This is a genomic window from Mesoplasma tabanidae (assembly GCF_002804025.1).
Lineage (GTDB): Bacteria > Bacillota_I > Bacilli_A > Mycoplasmatales > Mycoplasmataceae > Mesoplasma > Mesoplasma tabanidae.
In genome coordinates this window covers 246742-265445 of record NZ_CP024969.1, presented here as the reverse complement: position 1 = coordinate 265445, position 18704 = coordinate 246742, and the positions used below count along the sequence as shown (strand labels likewise).

Genomic DNA, 18704 nt, shown 5'->3' with positions numbered 1-18704 from the left:
TTAATTTTTAAAAAAATAAGGTCTTTTAATTCTTTCTTTAATCATAGATTAAAGGAAAATAATCAAATAAAAAATTGCAACTAAATGCAACTTTTTAACATTATTCTTTGTTTTTATTAATTAATTTTTTAATTTTGTCAATATCTAAAGCTAACTGCACTATTTTTGTAATTCCTTTTGTCTCCATAGTTACACCATATAAAATATCACAATTTTCCATTGTACCTTCACGGTGAGTCACTATAATAAATTGAGTATTCTCAACAAAATCTCTTACATATCGAGCAAATCTTGTTACGTTTGCTGGATCTAATGGAGCTTCTGCTTCATCTAAAATAACTAGTGGTAAAGGTCTTACTTTTAAAATTGAGAATAATACTGATAATGCAACCAATGATTTTTCTCCCCCGCTTAATAAGTTTAAGTTTGTAATTTTTTTACCTGGAGGATTAACTTCAATGTCAATTCCAGTTTCTAAAATATCTTCTGGATTTGTGTAAATTAAACGTGCAGTTCCACCATTAAATAATTTTTGGAATGCTTCTGGTAATGCTGCATTAACATCATCAACAATACGTTTAAATTGAGTTTTCATTTCAATATCAATGTTTAAAATAATTTCATTCAATTTATCAGCTGATTCTTGAACTTCATTTAAATTCGCAACATAATACTCATATTCTTTTTTAGTTTCTTCATACTCTTGAATTGCATCCATTGAAACCTCTCCAATTGATTTTAATTCAATAGTTAATTCTTGAATTCTAGTTCTTGTTTCTTCTGGATTTTCAATTTCATCAAAATGCATTTCTCTAATTGCATCAAGTGATAAGTTGTATCCTTCAGATAGTCTTTTCAAGATTTGAATATTGGTTGATTCTAGAATTGTTAAGTCTGATTTAACATTTGCTAATTCATCTTTTCAATTATTTAGTATTTCACGCTTTTCTCTATTTTCTTTATTTAACTCATGCTGACGATCAGTAGTCTTAGTTTTAGATTCTGACAAACCATTAACTTTAATTGAAATTTCATTTCTTTCAGCTTCAAGTTTAGCGATTTCTCTAGCTAATCTAATTGATTCTGATTCATCAAATGATGAAGCAACTTGGCTATTTAATAAATCTTTACCTGTTAAAATTTTATAGTTATCTGATAATTCAATTAATGAAGAATCAAGAATATTAATTGAGTTTTTACCAATTCTAATATTAGAAGCAGCTTGATTAATATCATCAATTAATTTTTCTCTAACTTCTTTTAAATCATTAAAAGTTTTTTGTTTTTCATTAAAAATTTTATCTAAAGTTATAATTTTTGTTTTAATTGACTCTGGGTCAAATGATTCGTCAATTTTTTTAGCAGCAAAAATATTTGAAGCTTTATTAACTGAACCACCGCTCATAGCTCCTCTTGGTAGCACTCTTTGTCCATCTAATGAAACTATTCCATAACGGAAGTTAATACTTTTACCAAGTCTAGTAGCATCATCAAAATTTCTAGTAACAATTGTTGTTCCATAAATATAATCTAAAACAACTTGGCATTCTTTTTCAATTTCAACTAATTCATTCGCAAAACCGACAAATCCTGGAGCTCTTTTAATGATGTCTCTTTGAGGCCCCGCTATAGATGAAGGATTTAACGTATCAATAGGTAATGCATTAACTCTACCTAATCTTTGATTTTTTAAAAATTCAATTCCCTTTTTAGCATCATCACTTGTTTTGAAAACTACAGATTGCAAATGATTACCTGTAATTAAAGAAATTGCTATTTGATGTTCTTCTTTAACATCAATCAATGAACCAACAGTGCCAACAACTCCTGATAATCTTTTTGCATTATCAATAATTGCTTTAGCACCTGACATAGGATTTAAACTATTAGTGCTCTGTTTATGTTCTAATTCCTCTAAACGATATTGTAATTTATTTTTTTCTGACTCAATTTCTTGTGACTGCATATGAAAAGTTCTAAATTGATCATTAACTTCATCATATCTTCTTTTTAAGTCCAATTCTTGTTTTTCAAGATTGGCTACAAGATCTTTTTCGCTATTGAAAGAAATTGATTTTTCGTCAAATTCTTTTTTAATTGCTCTAGCTTTTATATCATCAACATTTTGATTAATGTTTTCTGAATTTTCTCTAGCTTCAACTTGTTGCTTTTGAGCTTTTAAACTTGCTATTCTTTCAACAATTCTTTGGAAGTTCAAGTTTAATTGAGTTATTTCTTTATCCGCATCTCCAGTTTTAGATAGCATTACATCTAATTCATCTTGTGATAAGTTTATATCATTTGCTAATTTTTGAACTTCAATATCTAATTGACGTCTTTTATCCCTTAAGGAAGATAATTCAGTTTCAAACCTTAAAGCATCACTTGCTAAAATTGTTAATTCAATTTTTTGTAATTCTTCAATTTTATCTTTGTACTTAGCTGCTTTTTCAGCCTTTTCTTTTTCTCTTGGCAATCTTTTTTCTAGAGTTAATTTAATATCACTGATTCTAGTTAAATTTTCAGTTGTTTTTGCTAATTGTTTTAGAGCTTCTAATTTTCTTTTTTTGTATTTTGCTAATCCAGCTGCTTCATCAAAGATTTCTCTTCTTGCATCAGGTTTAGCCTCTGCAAATGTTGAAATTGTTCCTTGTGAAATAATTGCAATACTTGATTTAGTTAATCCTGTTTCTAATGCCACATCTTGAATATCTCTTAATTTACATTTTTCACCATTAATGAAAAAGTCACTATCTCGAGTTTTCTTATTAAATCTTCTTGTTATTTCAACAACATCAGTTTTAATAGTAGAAAAAATATCTCTTTGATTATCAAAAACCAATGTTACCTCAGCAAAGTCAGCAGCTGGTTTATCAGCACTTCCTGAAAAAACAATGTCATCCATGTTCGAACCACGTAATGATTTAGTTGATTGTTCACCTAAAGCTCATCTTATAGAATCTGTAATGTTTGATTTACCTGAACCATTTGGACCAACAACACCAATCATTTCCTTTGTAAAGTTTAAAGTTGTAGGTTCAGCAAATGATTTAAAACCAACAGCTCTAATTTGTTTTAAAAATAGCATAATTATTAACTCCTTCGTTTAAATATAATAACTAATAAAATTATACCAAAAAACTAAGAAAATAGTTGATTTTATTTAACTTTATACAAAGTATAAAGCAAAAATTTAAATGAAAAAAAGTAAGTAAAATACTCACTTTTAAAACATTATTTGGTTGGTTTTTTTAACTTTTTTAAGCAATCTTTAGCTGCATTTTGAGAGGCTTCTTGTTTAGAAAAACCAATGCCTACTCCGTACTTTTGCCCATCTAAATTAACACTTACAGTATATTGTATTTTATTGTCTTTTTCTATGTGAATTTGACCTTCAACTTTATATTCTAAATCACTTCTTATTTCTGCTTGAATAATTTCTTGAAGTTCTGATTTATAGTCATGGTTTAATGCTTTATAGTCATTTTTTTCAATATATTTAAATATTGTTGCTTTAATTCATTTAATTAAAACTTCTTCAGTTTGATCTAAATATATAGCAGCTGTTACAGCTTCATAAACATCAGATAAAATTGATGGTTTTTCATAGCCCTTCGATTTTATTTCGCCTTGACCTAATCTAATAATTTTACCAAGATCAATCATTTTAGCAATTTCACTTAATGTTTCTTGTCTAACGATATCAGATCTTGTTTTTGTTAGCTTTCCTTCTGGTGCATTAGAAAAATTTAAATAAAGAAATTTTGACACATACATTTGAAGTACGGCATCACCTAAAAATTCTAATCTTTGGTATGTTTCTTTAGTTTTAGTTTCGTTTGCGTATGAATTATGAGTTAATGCAGTGCTAAATGTTTTTGAATCATTAATTTTTATACCAAAATTTTCAAAAAATTCATGCATAGTCATATTATTTTAATTCCTTTTTAATTTTATTTAATACATCGTTTTCAACAGCATCACAAGTCATTCTTAATGTTGCCTCAAATGACTTAACATCACTTGATCCATGTGCTTTAAAAGCAATGCCATCAACACCTAATAAAATAGCACCAGAATGATTTTTGTAATCAAATTTTTTTGAAACATTGTCAAATGATTTTTTCAGTGTTAATGCTTTTAGTTTAGTAAAAATTGTTCTGTATAACTGAGCTTTAATTTCAGACATTAAAATTTTTGAAGCTCCCTCAAATGCTTTTAAACACATATTTCCTGTATAACCATCAGTAACAATAATGTCAACTTTACCAGCTAAAATATCTCTTGATTCAAGATTACCAAAAAAGTTTATGTTTACATCTGTTTCTAATTCTTTATAAATTTCTTTTTGCAATAAAGTACCTTTTGATTTTTCTTCGCCTATATTTAATTGTGCAATACTAGGGTTTGCAATTTTTAAAACGTTTTTAGCATATATATTTGCCATTTTAGCATATCCTATAATATCTTCAACGTCCGCTTCAAGGTTTGCTCCTACATCTAGTAATAAAGTCAATTTATTGTTTACTGCTGTTGGAAGTGTTGGCATAAAACCAGGTCTTGAAATTCCGTTCAACTCTCCTAAAATAAAATGTGAGCCAGCAATAAAAGCTGCTGAGTTACCACCAGTAATCATAGCATCAACTTTTTTATCTTTTAATATTTCAAGAGCTCTTACCATTGAAGAGTCTTTTTTTCTTCTAATATCCATAATTGAACCATTCATATCAATAAATTCTTTTGTTGCCAAAATTTCATATCTTGTTTCATCAATAGGAAATTTCTTTAGCGATGTTTCTATTTGATCTTTATCACCTACAAAAATAAGATATAAATCTTTTCTTGTTTTTATAAATTTGCTTGCAGCTTCAATAGCAACTGCACTACCATTATCTGACCCCATTACATCAAACGCTATTTTATACATTTATATTACCTACCTTTTTCTTTATTTTATAAAATTAAAACACCAAATTGGTGTTTTAATAAATTATTCTACTGCAATTATAAAACTGTAAACTTTTTGTCCACCTTCGATAATCTCATATTCAACATCAAAATTTTCATCTAAGAATTTTCTTAATTGACTAACACTTTTTGCTGAAGCATCTTGTCCAATGAAAATAGTTATAATTTCAGTCTTATTTGTTATATATCTTGATAATTGTTTTTCAAATAAAATACCAATATCATTTGCTGTTCCAACAATTTTTCCATCAACAATGGCCATTTGTTGATCTTTTTTAATCTTAATTCCATTTACAATTGAATCTTTTGCAGCCTGTGAAACTTGAAAAGAAATCACATTTTTAATTGCTGAAGTAATTGCTTTAGTATTTTTTACTGTTGTTGCAGATGGATCAAATGATAATGCTGCTGTCATACCTTGTTGTATAGTTTTAGTTGGTATAACAATAATTTTTGATTTAGTTTCCTCTTTTTCGGCTTGTTTTGCTGCTAATAAAACATTACCGTTATTGGGCATCAAATAAACAGCTTTTGCATCAACTTCCTCAATAGCTTTTAAGAAATCATTTGTTGAAGGATTCATCTTTGATCCACCATCAATTGCTATATCAATACCAAGTTCTTTTTCAAAGTATTTTTTCATTTCCTGTGATGATACAACAGCAATGGTTGCATAATCATTATTAAGTTTTCTTTCAAGTTTGATTGATGTAGTTTCTTGTCAACCAGAAGTTTCATTACCTTTAACTTGTTTATCAGCCTGCAAGTTCATGTTATCAACTTTAATAGTCTTAAAATCACCATATTGTTGTAAAAACATTAAAACTTGACCCGGGCTTAAAGCATGAGTATGTACTTTTAAAATATCCTCATCAATAACAACTACAATTGATGTATTACCATAAATTTGCAATTGATCTCTAATAGCACTAGTTTGTAATTTGTTAATTCATTCCTGATTTAACATTACAATACCTTCAGTACAATAACCAAATTCAGCTTCGATTTCCATTTCGATGTTTCCACCTTCGTTAATCTCAAGTTTGTCTGTTTTAGCAATAATTACGTTTGACTGAATTACTGAATTCATTCCTTCAAAAAATTTAACCAATCCATATGCCCCAGAGTCAACAACGCCAACATCTTTAAGTGCTTGTAATAAGTTAGGAGTGTTTTCTAATGCTTCATTAGCTATTAAAATTATTTTATTTCAAAATTCTTTAGTTTCCATGTCATCAGGTAATAATGCAGATTGTTCAGCAACTTCTCTAATAACTGTTAGAATTGTACCTTCAACAGGTTTCATTACTGCTCTATAAGCAATAATTTTAGATTCTGCAAATCCTCTTTTTCATTCTGCTGCGTTCAATTCAGTAGCATCATTCATTCCTTTTGCTAAACCTTTAATAATTTGAGAAAAAATAACACCAGAGTTACCTCTAGCTCCCATAATTAAACCTCTAGAAAATGCATTTAAAAATTCACCAATTGTTTTAAATTCGACATCTTTAACATCATTATATCCATTTGTAGCAGTTAAATTCATGTTAGTTCCTGTATCACCATCTGGAACAGGGAAAACATTTAACTTATCAATATGTGGATAGTTATTATATAAATTGTTCACAGCACTCGTCATCGAGTCTTTTATTAAAATTAATTTTTCCATTTTTTTCCTTCACCTATTACTTTGCTTTTAAGCTAAATCATCTACCACAACATCTACCATGTATTTCATGGTAAATTTTGAAATTTTTTCTAGCTCATATTTCACTCTTATTTGAATTTCTTTTATAACGTCTTTAATATTAACACCAGATAATATTATAACATGTATTCTAAAACGAGTTATGTTGTCTGTATTTGTAAACTCAATAGCATTGTTGATATCATTTGTTGCAATTTCTTCATAAGAATCTGCATTAAAATTAGAAAATGAAACTACACCAGGAACAGTTACTATAGCATCTTTAATTACTTTAATTACTGATTTGTCTATTGTGTTCACAAAATCACCTTACTTTCACTTATATTATTTTAACAATATTATATAAAAGTTGGGCAAAAAAGCAAAATTTTATTTATATATGTTGTATTATCTCTTTATTTTTAGTATTATTTTTTTAGTGTTATTAATCTTAACTATAGACAGAGGTGAAATGAGATGGCAAGAAAAGATATGTTAACTGGTAAAAGTGCGTTATCTGGTAATTCAAGATCACACGCTTTAAATGCAACAAAGAGAAAATGAAATTTAAACTTACAAAAAGTTAAAGTTATGGACGAAAACGGTAATGTATTTACTATCAAAGTTTCAGCAAGAACTTTAAGAACTTTAAAAAAACAAAACGTAGTTGTTGCTTAATAAAAAACACATGCTTAATTGCATGTACGAATTAAAATTGGAACTGCAACACTTATGAGAAAATAATCTCATAGGAATTGCAGTTTTTTTGATACAAAAAAGCAACTCCTGACCGATCAAAGCCCAAAGGAGTTACCATGAATAATTATAAACAAATATCTTTAAAAGAAAGAACATTAATTGAATATCTATTAAATGTTCAAAATAAATCTGTTTCTTTTATAGCTAAAGAATTAAATAGAAATAGATCAACTATTTACAGAGAAATTAAAAGAAATAAAGCAGCTATAATTTATAAAGCCAAGGATTCACAATTTACTAGAGATATTAATAATACCTTATCTCATCAAAATAAAATAAGTAAATATAATGAATTCTTGAGATTTCTTTATGTTAATTTTAATCCAAAAAGTTTTAGCATTGATGTTTGTGTTTTTAAAGCCAAAGAACTTGGGATTAAAACACCAACAACCCAAACTGTTTACAATTGAATTAAGAATAAGCAAATAAAAATTAAATCAAAAGATTTATTGAGACCTAGGTTTTGATGAAAAAAGTCTAGTAAATATAAGCATTATCTATGAGAAATATCAAAAATGAATTCCATTCCAATTACTTATAGACCTAAAAATATTAATCAAAGAAAAGACATTGGTCATTTTGAAATTGATTTAATTGTTAGTTCTGGCAATAGTTCAAAAGCCATAATGACACTAGTTGAAAGAGTTACCAGAAAAGGTTTTGCAATTAAATTAGAAAATAAAACTATGAAACATACAAAAGAAAAATTAAAAGAATTAATTGCAAAAGAAAATTTAAATATTAAATCTATTACTAAAGATAATGGTATGGAATTTAATCTTTTACATGAAGTCACACAAGAATTAAACGTACCACTTTATACATGTAATACCTACGCTTCTTGTGAAAAAGGAACTAATGAAAATTTTAATGGTTTGATTAGAAGATATTTACCTAAGAAAACTAATTTTACAAATTTAAAAGATGATAATATAATAGAAATATTAAATGAAATAAATAAAATGCCTCGTAAAATTCTGAACTATAAATCAGCTCAGGAATTTTATGAGACATTCGGTTAGAAGTGTTGCACTTCCAATTTTAATTTATACATGCTTAATTGCATGTGTTTTTTCTAATAATCTTTTCTATTTTCTTTAAATGTTGCAATTATTTGATCAATGTCATTTTGTTTTATTATTTCATCAATTTGAACTTTTGTTCAATTAAATATCTCTAATTCTTTAATTAACTTTTCTTGCTTTAAGTACAGGTCAACGTATTCAAAATTTATTAATGCATCTGATGTTAAAGTAATTAATTTAAAAGTATTTTTTTCATTAATATTTTTTTTCAAAATTTTATAATAAACAAACTTAGTGTAACTTTTATAAATTTCCCTTTTTCTTTCTTCTGTTTTTTGTTGAATAGTTTTATTAGACATTTTTTTGGATTCTAAATTAGAATTTAGTTTTGCTAATTTTTTATTTATTTTTTCCTTTTCAAGCTTAATTTCTCAGCTTGCCATTAAATTGTTTTTTTCTTCAAATATTTTATCATCACTTTGATTTTTTAAAATGTCTAAAGTTAATAATTCAGAAATTATTTTATAACTTATCAATAATGAAAAAATATTTAATGAGCACATAAAAAATAATAAATTTGTTACTCCAATTTTTCTTTTTTTAAATGATATTAAATAAAAAATACTAATTGAAATGATGGAAAAAATTGGTAGAATTGCTAATATAGCAACATTTGTTTGACCTAGTGATATACAAACAATCATTATTGCGACAACAATTATTAAACTAAATAAAACTGTAAATATTATATTTAAAATATTGAATATTAGTATTTTATTGATTTGTTTTTTCATAATACCTCTTTCATTAGAAATATTTTACCAAAAAAAGTATTATAATTGTTATATGCCTCCTTGGCGGAATTGGCAGACGCATCAGACTCAAAATCTGACGAGGAAACTCGTATCGGTTCGACCCCGATAGGAGGCACCATTTAAATTACAATTAAGGGCTAAAATTGCCTTTTTTTGTTCACCTTACATTACTAAATATTTTATAATATAATTATAAAAGAAAAGAGTGATCAGCTATGCCATGAAAGATTGTTAAAACTGAAAAAGAAGTAATTGTAACAAAAGATGAATTAGGTTCTTTTAAGGAAAAAGAAGATGCAATTTCAGAAGCTAAAAAATTAGCTAGGGAACATAAATTAGTAGCTAAAATATATGACAATAGAGAAAATACTCATTCAACTGATGAAATGACAATTGATTATACTAGTTTTTTTAATTCACATGAAATTCATGAAAGATCACTTAGTGAGTTAAAATTAGCAAAAGCTGAAGTTAACGTTGCTAAGCTTGAATTAGATCAAAGAAAAAAAGAAATGAAAAACAATAAAAATGAATTCGAAAAAATCACTTTTAAAGCAAAAATTAGAAATGCAAAAATTAGACTTAAAAAAGCTAAATTAAATCTTAAAGCAGCTGAAAAGAGAATAAAATTGCAAGAAAAAAAGGAAATTTAATTCTACGAATTAAAATTGGAACTGCAACACTTATGAGAAAATAATCTCATAGGAATTGCAGTTTTTTTGATACAAAAAAGCAACTCCTGACCGATCAAAGCCCAAAGGAGTTACCATGAATAATTATAAACAAATATCTTTAAAAGAAAGAACATTAATTGAATATCTATTAAATGTTCAAAATAAATCTGTTTCTTTTATAGCTAAAGAATTAAATAGAAATAGATCAACTATTTACAGAGAAATTAAAAGAAATAAAGCAGCTATGATTTATAAAGCCAAGGATTCACAATTTACTAGAGATATTAATAATACCTTATCTCATCAAAATAAAATAAGTAAATATAATGAATTCTTGAGATTTCTTTATGTTAATTTTAATCCAAAAAGTTTTAGCATTGATGTTTGTGTTTTTAAAGCCAAAGAACTTGGGATTAAAACACCAACAACCCAAACTGTTTACAATTGAATTAAGAATAAGCAAATAAAAATTAAATCAAAAGATTTATTGAGACCTAGGTTTTGATGAAAAAAGTCTAGTAAATATAAGCATTATCTATGAGAAATATCAAAAATGAATTCCATTCCAATTACTTATAGACCTAAAAATATTAATCAAAGAAAAGACATTGGTCATTTTGAAATTGATTTAATTGTTAGATCTGGCAATAGTTCAAAAGCCATAATGACACTAGTTGAAAGAGTTACCAGAAAAGGTTTTGCAATTAAATTAGAAAATAAAACTATGAAACATACAAATGAAAAATTAAAAGAATTAATTGGAAAAGAAAATTTAAATATTAAATCTATTACTAAAGATAATGGTATGGAATTTAATCTTTTACATGAAGTCACACAAGAATTAAACGTACCACTTTATACATGTAATACCTACGCTTCTTGTGAAAAAGGAACTAATGAAAATTTTAATGGTTTGATTAGAAGATATTTACCTAAGAAAACTAATTTTACAAATTTAAAAGATGATAATATAATAGAAATATTAAATGAAATAAATAAAATGCCTCGTAAAATTCTGAACTATAAATCAGCTCAGGAATTTTATGAGACATTCGGTTAGAAGTGTTGCACTTCCAATTTTAATTTATAGAAATTTAATTCCTTTTTTTATTTTGTTACTATACATATAACTTCATCATTACTTTGAATTATTGGATTCTTATTTAGCAATAAGGCATTTGATATACAACTATTTTCTCAGGCTTTTAACTCAAAATTTTTACATTCATACTTTAAGTTTTCTATGCTTATAATTGTATCCACTTTTGAAAAGAAACTTATATATGTATAAACCTGAAAATTACTAAATTCTAGTTCAGTCAAACCTGCTTGAATTTTAAATATTACACTTTCATCATTAATTAATTTTACACCGTACTTAAATACTAGGTTTAAAATTGAAAAATTCATATCATATCTTTTAGTTGGATTAGCTATAAACATTATATTAGCATTTTTTGCTATTTTTTTTGCTTCTATTATAGCCATTTCCCCATCTAATAAATCTTTTTCACTAGACAATATCTCAATTAATTTTGCATATGATTTAATCAATTCTAATTCTTCTTCTAATACATGATCAAAATCTGAAATAGCTAAATCAATTTTTATATTTTTTTCAATCAAGTCTAAACATCCACGCTCAACACCTATAATGTAAGTTTCATTATTATTAAATAAACTTAAATCAATTTTAGTTTTAGCAGTAACAATTAAAATATTTTTAATCATGTTTTAAAGTTTTAACTTTCTCTGAAAAATTATTGCTTTCAAATAAGTAACTTCCTGCTACCATCATTTGGACCCCTGCTTTAACTGCTTTTTTACTTGTTTCCTCATTTATTCCACCATCAATTTCTATTGTATAGTTATATTTATTAACTTTTTGTAATTTAGATAAGTATTCAACTTTTGTTAATACTTCAGGAATAAATGATTGACCACCAAAGCCTGGTTCAACACTCATAATCAAAACGTTATCTACTTTATCTAATCATTCATCTAAAATATGTATATCAGTTTTAGGTGAAACAGCTAAACTAAACATTATTTTATTTTGTTTACATAATTCATAAAACTTTTTAGTTTCTTTTTTTGACATTGCCTCAATATGCATAGTCATCATTGAAGGATTGCATTTTATATATTCTGCAAAAAAATCTTCAAACTTTTTTGTCTTTACCTTAACCATAAAATGAATATCAACTTTAAATTCACTTGAATTAACAATATCCTTTAAAATTTTTGAACCAAAAGTTAGATTAGGAACAAAATCATAATCCATAACATCATAATGAATTCACTCTATTTTTGCTTCTTGACATCTGCTAATTTCATTTTTTAAATCTGCAAAATTAGCTGATAAAAAACTTGGTGCTATAATTATTTTTTTCATTAGTATCTAACCTTCCTGTTTGATATTTCCTCATAAATTTTTTTATAATCTTCGTAAATAAAAACTGGTATTTCATTAGTTTGAACAGCTTCTTTAACCCCACATTTTTGTTCGTGAATATGAATGCAATCTATAAATTTACAATTACTGTTAAAATTATTTAAAATTTTTGAAGTTCTCAATACATCATCTATTTCAAGATTAACTAGTTCAAAACTTGAAAAACCCGGTGTATCTGCAATTAAAATATTATCTGGCAAACTATAAATTTTCACGTTTGTAGTTGTGTGCTTTCCTCTATTTAACTTAAGTGATATTTCATTAGTTTTAATTTGCTTATCTACTAAATAATTATTAAGTGTTGTTGATTTTCCAGCACCGGTTTGACCAGTAAAAAAAGAGACTTTATCAACTAATTTATTTTTTAAATTCGCTATTTCATTAGTATAATTTTTGTTCTCAATATTATCAAGTATAAAAACTTCATATCCTATTTTTTTATATGAATTAACTTTTTTAATTACTTCATCATAATATTTTGTTTTAACTAATAACTCGTTTTTTGTAAAAAGAAGAATTGGTTTTATTTTTTTTGTCTCAATCATAAATATGTATTTATTTAGTATATAAGAAGCAAATAATGGTTCAAACAAAGAAGTAACAATAATTACTTGATCAACATTAGCAATTCGTGGTCTATAGATTTCGTTCTTTCTAGGCATTATTTTTGTTATATTGCCTTTAAAATCTTCAATAAAATTAAATTCAACATCGTCGCCAACTAAAGGCTTAATTTCTTTTTTAACATTTCCTTTTATAAAAACTTCATAAATCTTTTTATCTTCTGTCAAAACAAAGCTTATGTTACTATCTATTTGAATTATTTTTCCATTCATTCTTTTTACCTCCTATCAAATTAAAACAAGCATAAATAAAATTAAAATCATAAAAATACATGCTATTATTGGAACAACCCTAGCATTGATAAAACTTTGAATAAATGTTTTAAATTTTTTGTTCTCATTTTCAAGTTTTTTTATAGTATCACTTTTATATGATTCATTTTTTATTTTTTTAAAAACTATTTTTTCGCCTTTACCAATTGCTTTTAAATCTTTAGCAACTTCACTTGCTGTTTTGTATCTGTCAGCAACATTTTTTTCAAGACATTTCATAATTATATTCTCCAGTGCTTTATCAATTGCGGGATTTATGGTTGAAGGCAAAATTACTTCAGCGACAAGACTTTGATCCAAAAGATATGAATTTCTATCTTTTTTATCTTTATCATTAGAGGGTCTAAATAATCTAGGATCGTTAACTTTAATGAGCTCTACCCCAGTTGTTGCTTCGTACATCATTACTCCCAATGAATAAATATCTGATTGAAATGATATTTTATCTTCATTTGAACTGTCTGATTCAATGTATTGTTCTGGAGAAGCAAATCTTGGGGTTCCAGGAGATGAAGGTTTTAATGTTCTCTTAGCATTTCCACCCTCATAAACAAATCCTTTAACATGTGAAATACCAAAATCAGTTATTTTAATTTTCTTATCCTTTGATAATAGAATATTTCCAGGTTTAATATCACGGTGAATCATGTTCATGTCATGAACTCCCTGTAATCCCAAAGCTATTTCACTAAAGTAATATACAATTTCTTCGAAAGTTAAAGTACCATCTTTTTCTTTTAACATTTCTTGTAATGATTGACCATCAACATATTCCATGACAATTAATAAAAAATTTTCTCATTGAAGATAATCTTGAATTTTAACAACTCTTGGATTAAAAATTTGTGTTGAATATTTCTTAATTTCATCTCTAATTTCTTGTTCTCTTAATCTATCATTTTCATTTTTAATATTTGGAACAAACATTAATTTAACAGCAAGAAAATTTTCATTAGAATAACTAGGATTGCTTAAATCTTTTGCTTTATAAACTAACCCAAAAGTTCCTCTACCTATTTCACTTATTAACAAATAGTTACCACTTATTTTTTTATTTGCAAAATAATCAGTTGGGATTTCATCAATTCTTGTATATTTTAGATTATTTTCTGCCATAGCTATTCACCCATCATTTCTACTATCAATAATGATAAATTATCAGTTGAAAAGTTATTCATAGCAAACTCAATCATTTCTTTTGCTTTAGTTTTTAGTCTTCTTTTTGAGTTTAATATTTCAGCAAAAGTTTCAGCATCAATATAATCATGCACACCATCAGTTGTTAAAACAAAAGTTCCAACATTATCAGTTAGTAAATAAGTATCAATTTTTGTATTTTTATTTGGTCCTAATGCACTAGTTAAGACTTTTCAATATGTCATTTCGTTAAACTTAGGACCTAAGTACCCTTTAATTTCTTCTTTTCTTTTTTCTCTATTTTCTGTATCATTTCACAAGTTTTGATCAACTGTTATTTGATTTAATTTACCATCTTTCATTCTATATGTTCTAGAATCACCGATATTAACCACAAATGCTTTTTTGCCTACAAATAGCACAGCTGTCAAAGTTGTACCCATATCATGTGTTTCATAAAATACCTCAACATGATCTTTCATTTCTTGGATAATTTGCTTTACTGATTCTCTTAATCATTGATTGATTTGATTATCATCTTTATCTAAAAAAGTAGACTTTTCAAATAATCTAATAAATGTTTGAACAGCTATTTTAGAAGCTAATTCACCATGAGCATGGCCACCCATACCATCACAAACTATAGTAAAAAGACAACCTTCGTTGTTTTCAGTGTATCCTAAAAAATCCTGATTTGATTTTCTTACTCTACCTATATCTGTTAATGATTGGATTTTATATCTCATACAAACAGTCCTCAGCTTTTTCTTTTTATATTTTATCATTTTTTCAATATTTCTTTTTTAGTTTTTTAAATAATTCTGGTAACAAAATTAAACTAAACATAAGTATGCTTATTAAAAATAAAATAATAGATTTTAAGTACTTACTTTGTTTATTAATTTTAAACTCAGGATCATCATTACTTTCTTCACCATCAATTAATGAAGGATTTTCAGAATCTATATCTTCTTTATTTGATTCATCGTTTCAGTTATTTGAAATTAAGATTACATCAATATCAACTTCACCTGATACATAATTTTCGTAATTTTGATTTACTTTTATTTTTCATTTTTGATTATTAATTTTGCTTAATGTAACAATTTCATCAAACAAAAATGAATGAGAATAAAAATTTGAAATTATAAACTCCTTATTTACCATTGAATAATCTTCAACATATATATTTTTTTTAAAACCTACATTTTTAATGTTAAATTTTTGGACAAATTTAATTTTTATCAAAGGAGGTGAAAGTGTTTTTAAAAATGAATCTTTTTCAACAAAATAGCTTTTTGTGCATTCAACGTTGAATTCATAACTTAAATCATTACTAATTGATGAAAGAATTGAAAAATTTTCATTTGTTAAATTAATTCCTGAAAAAAGATAATAAAATACATTCGAATTTATTTTTGCTTTGTCTAACAATTTTACTAATTCATAATTTAAAAGATCATTTATTTCTTGAACTTTAATTCCTGCTTTTGTAGGATCATATTCTATTTTTATAACCTCTTTTTCTATTCTTTCATAATTTATTTTTGGAATTAATGATATTTTTATTTTGTTTATATTAAATACTCTTTCATTAAATAAATTAATATTTTTAAAATTTTGATTTTCTGCATGGTTATTTGTAATTAAAACTTTCAATTTATAATCATCTTCTTTTCTCAAATGAGCAACTGATAAGCTTTGAAAACTTATTATTTTATTGCTCTTTATTTCTTCAAGCGAATACTGATTAATTACTGTTTTTGAAACTATTTCTTCATACAAACTCAGTTCTACATTGTTTTTTATAGAGTGAGTAAAATTGTTTTTATCTACAATGCGTTCAATAACTTCAAAATTCAATTTTATATTAAAATGTTCAAATGAATACTTATTAAAATCAGTTAAATTAACGGTAAAACTATAATCATAATTCGATTTTCATAAATGACCATCCTTAGACAAATTTTGAATAAAATTTACATTAGTGGAGTAAATTTTTGTTGGGTATTTTATTTCTTTATCAATTGTTCTTTTAACATTGTAATTCAGCATATTATCAGTAGATAATCTTATTTGATTAAAACCAAAAAATGAATATAAAAATATAAATATTACGTTAATCATTAAATCACCTCTCTTATTATTAATAAAAAAACTTGGATTTCTCCAAGTTTACTAAAAAGTTTTTTTAATAATTAATTTATTAATGTTTTTTCCAGCAGTGTGAAACTTTGTTTCATACTCTGTTGGAATGTTATTTATCAATGCAGCTTTATCTGAATATAAATCAGTTGTTTGATAAATTAGTTCTCAATTTTTATTTTCATCAATTTGTTCTAGGGAAAATGCAAATAACCCATCATTATCAGTTTTAAACTCTAAAATACCATTAGATTTTATTATATTTGCGTAGATATCCAAAAATGTTTTGTAAGTAAGTCTTTTTTTAGCATGTCTTGCCTTTGGTCATGGATCAGAAAAATTTAAATAAATTTTATCAATCGAAGAAGTTGCAAATATATCAGACAAATCCTCAGCAAAATCATTAAAATACTTTAAATTTTTTACCTCTTGATGACTTTGTTTAAACTCAGCTAAAGTTTTTTTAAGAGCTACTCCAACTACTGTTTCTTCTTTTTCCATTCCAATAAAATTAATGTTTTTTTCTTTTAATGCATGATTAGTTATAAAATTACCTTTCCCACAGCCAATTTCTAAGTATACAGGTTGTTCTTTAATTTCAAATAAATCAGCTAAATTAATTTTTGTTTTTTTATCTCATGTAATTAAATATTTACTATTTTTTTCTAAATATTCCTTTACTCAAGGTTTATTTCTTAATCTCATATTTTCTCCTAAACTATAATTAGTGCAAAACCAATAAATACAAGCACACATAATATATCAACTAAACTAGTTATTAATGGTGATGACGCTATTGTTGGGTCCTTTTTCACTTTTTTCAATATTAGTGGTAGCAAAATGCCAAGTAAATTAGCTAACATAACAACGACTAATATTCCCAATGTCGAAAATAAAATAACCATTCATTCACTATTATTTATTACTCCACCACTTTCAATAGCATAGATTATTAATAATCTAATAACATTTATAAATGCTAATGATATTCCTAATAAAAATCCTACAACTAATTCTTTAACTAATATTGTTTTAATTTCTTTTTTATGCACTTGATTTAAAGCTAACGACCTAATCATCATTAGAGATGATTGATTAGCAATATTTCCTGAAACTCCTGCTAAAACAATTAATATAGGAATCATCATTATCATTTCTTTTCCTGAAGGTAAAACTTTTAAAGACGGTACTAAGTTAAACATTAACAACATTATTGCATGTGTAATGACTCCAATTAACAATAAAATTGATAATCAAATAACTCTTGATTTGTACATTTTAAAAATACTTGTTTCAAAATAATCTGATTCAACATTATCAGCATCAATTCCTGCAAAATTCTGAATGTCTTCAGTTGATTCTTCCACTAATACATCAATAACATCATCAACTGTTATAATACCTACCAATTGTTGATTTTTATTTACAACAGGTAAAGTATTAATATCATAACGTTTAAAATAGTTTGCTACTTCTTCTTGATCCATTTCAACATTAACATTAACAATTTTTGAATTCATTATTTTTCCAAGCTTTGTTTTTGGTGTATTTATTAATAATTGTTTTAACTCAATTCACCCTAATAATTTATTTTGTTCATCAATAATGTACAAGTCATCTATCTCATCATAGTCTTCATGACGACGTTTAATTGCTTTAATGGCCATTTCAACAGTATTATCTTCTTTTAATTCAGTAAAATTAATACTCATTATAGCTCCAGCTGTATGTTCTTTATATTTAAGAATATTATTTAATTCTTTTCTTACATCTTTTGTAGTAGCTTTTAAAATCTTTTTAACAACTTCACTTGGCATTTCATCAATTAAATCAATAATGTCATCAGTATAAAGTTCATCTAGGATTTCTTGTATCTCAGTATTTGTGAAAGCTTCAATAATATATTCTTGATGTTCAGAGTCTAAGTATGTAAAAATTTCAGCAGCTTCTTCAAGTTCTAATAATCTAAAAATCTTTAATACTTTTTTACTTTCAAATTGTTCCATTGCTTCAGCAAAATCAACAAATTGAAATTCCTTAGAGATACTTCTTATTTTTTTAACGTCTTTTTCTTCTAAAGCTTTTTCAAGCATCTCTTCAATATGATCTAATTTCAGCATAATATACCTTTCGTGGACTTCTT

The 18704-nt window shown here is 25.7% G+C and carries 18 protein-coding genes and 1 tRNA gene; 5 read left to right on the top strand and 14 right to left on the bottom strand.

Going from position 1 to position 18704, the window contains the following annotated elements:
* Positions 1–100: 100 nt before the first annotated feature.
* The 5 genes from MTABA_RS01275 to MTABA_RS01255 all read right to left on the bottom strand — a co-directional run bounded on the left by MTABA_RS01275 (position 101) and on the right by MTABA_RS01255 (position 6976).
* The gene (locus MTABA_RS01275; RefSeq protein ID WP_100679393.1) at positions 101–3088 is read right to left on the bottom strand and encodes an AAA family ATPase; all 2988 of its coding nucleotides are present in this window, start codon (positions 3086–3088) and stop codon (positions 101–103) included.
* Between the two features lie 146 nt (positions 3089–3234).
* Positions 3235–3930, bottom strand: a complete 696-nt coding sequence (rnc, locus tag MTABA_RS01270; RefSeq protein WP_100679392.1) for a ribonuclease III — start codon at positions 3928–3930, stop codon at positions 3235–3237.
* 1 nt (position 3931) lies between these two features.
* Complete coding sequence (plsX, locus tag MTABA_RS01265; protein WP_100679391.1) at positions 3932–4927, bottom strand: phosphate acyltransferase PlsX; 996 nt, start codon at positions 4925–4927, stop codon at positions 3932–3934.
* A 63-nt stretch (positions 4928–4990) separates the two neighbouring features.
* A complete protein-coding gene (locus MTABA_RS01260; protein ID WP_100679390.1) occupies positions 4991–6637 on the bottom strand; it encodes a DAK2 domain-containing protein in 1647 nt (548 codons plus the stop codon).
* A gap of 27 nt (positions 6638–6664) precedes the next feature.
* Positions 6665–6976, bottom strand: coding sequence for an Asp23/Gls24 family envelope stress response protein (locus MTABA_RS01255; protein WP_100679389.1), 312 nt, complete (start codon positions 6974–6976; stop codon positions 6665–6667).
* Between the two features lie 156 nt (positions 6977–7132).
* Here MTABA_RS01255 and rpmB point away from each other — a divergent pair, with 156 nt between their 5' ends.
* The gene (rpmB, locus tag MTABA_RS01250; RefSeq protein WP_011183124.1) at positions 7133–7333 is read left to right on the top strand and encodes a 50S ribosomal protein L28; all 201 of its coding nucleotides are present in this window, start codon (positions 7133–7135) and stop codon (positions 7331–7333) included.
* Between the two features lie 137 nt (positions 7334–7470).
* A complete protein-coding gene (locus MTABA_RS01245; RefSeq protein WP_100679388.1) occupies positions 7471–8436 on the top strand; it encodes an IS30 family transposase in 966 nt (321 codons plus the stop codon).
* Positions 8437–8489: 53 nt separating this feature from the next.
* Here MTABA_RS01245 and MTABA_RS01240 read toward each other — a convergent pair whose 3' ends face one another.
* Positions 8490–9233, bottom strand: a complete 744-nt coding sequence (locus MTABA_RS01240) for a hypothetical protein (protein ID WP_100679387.1) — start codon at positions 9231–9233, stop codon at positions 8490–8492.
* 54 nt (positions 9234–9287) lie between these two features.
* On the opposite strand from MTABA_RS01240, the gene MTABA_RS01235 reads away from it, so the two are divergent.
* From MTABA_RS01235 to MTABA_RS01225, 3 genes are all read left to right on the top strand, one after another.
* Positions 9288–9372 (top strand) — tRNA-Leu (locus MTABA_RS01235).
* 97 nt (positions 9373–9469) lie between these two features.
* Positions 9470–9907, top strand: coding sequence for a hypothetical protein (locus MTABA_RS01230; RefSeq protein WP_100679386.1), 438 nt, complete (start codon positions 9470–9472; stop codon positions 9905–9907).
* A 115-nt stretch (positions 9908–10022) separates the two neighbouring features.
* On the top strand, positions 10023–10988 hold the full coding sequence (locus MTABA_RS01225; RefSeq protein ID WP_100679385.1) for an IS30 family transposase: 966 nt from the start codon (positions 10023–10025) through the stop codon (positions 10986–10988).
* Positions 10989–11035: 47 nt separating this feature from the next.
* Here the strand turns inward: MTABA_RS01225 and MTABA_RS01220 are convergent, their stop codons facing one another.
* Genes MTABA_RS01220 through mgtE form a run of 8 tightly spaced genes read right to left on the bottom strand, consistent with a single transcriptional unit; the run spans position 11036 to position 18681 of the window.
* Positions 11036–11659 (bottom strand): thiamine diphosphokinase, encoded by a 624-nt coding sequence (locus MTABA_RS01220; RefSeq protein WP_100679384.1) that lies wholly within the window; start codon positions 11657–11659, stop codon positions 11036–11038.
* Positions 11652–12323, bottom strand: coding sequence for a ribulose-phosphate 3-epimerase (gene rpe, locus MTABA_RS01215; RefSeq protein WP_100679383.1), 672 nt, complete (start codon positions 12321–12323; stop codon positions 11652–11654). The genes MTABA_RS01220 and rpe overlap by 8 nt, the downstream gene beginning before the upstream one ends.
* On the bottom strand, positions 12323–13219 hold the full coding sequence (gene rsgA, locus MTABA_RS01210) for a ribosome small subunit-dependent GTPase A (RefSeq protein ID WP_100679382.1): 897 nt from the start codon (positions 13217–13219) through the stop codon (positions 12323–12325). Before rsgA ends, rpe begins: the two co-directional genes overlap by 1 nt.
* A gap of 12 nt (positions 13220–13231) precedes the next feature.
* The gene (locus MTABA_RS01205; protein ID WP_100679381.1) at positions 13232–14395 is read right to left on the bottom strand and encodes a serine/threonine-protein kinase; all 1164 of its coding nucleotides are present in this window, start codon (positions 14393–14395) and stop codon (positions 13232–13234) included.
* A 2-nt stretch (positions 14396–14397) separates the two neighbouring features.
* On the bottom strand, positions 14398–15162 hold the full coding sequence (locus MTABA_RS01200) for a PP2C family protein-serine/threonine phosphatase (protein ID WP_100679380.1): 765 nt from the start codon (positions 15160–15162) through the stop codon (positions 14398–14400).
* 25 nt (positions 15163–15187) lie between these two features.
* Positions 15188–16543 (bottom strand): hypothetical protein, encoded by a 1356-nt coding sequence (locus MTABA_RS01195; RefSeq protein ID WP_167373318.1) that lies wholly within the window; start codon positions 16541–16543, stop codon positions 15188–15190.
* A 51-nt stretch (positions 16544–16594) separates the two neighbouring features.
* Entirely contained in the window at positions 16595–17266 is a 672-nt protein-coding gene (gene trmB / locus MTABA_RS01190; protein WP_100679379.1) for a tRNA (guanosine(46)-N7)-methyltransferase TrmB, read from the bottom strand.
* Between the two features lie 8 nt (positions 17267–17274).
* Entirely contained in the window at positions 17275–18681 is a 1407-nt protein-coding gene (mgtE, locus tag MTABA_RS01185) for a magnesium transporter (RefSeq protein ID WP_100679378.1), read from the bottom strand.
* Positions 18682–18704: the final 23 nt, after the last annotated feature.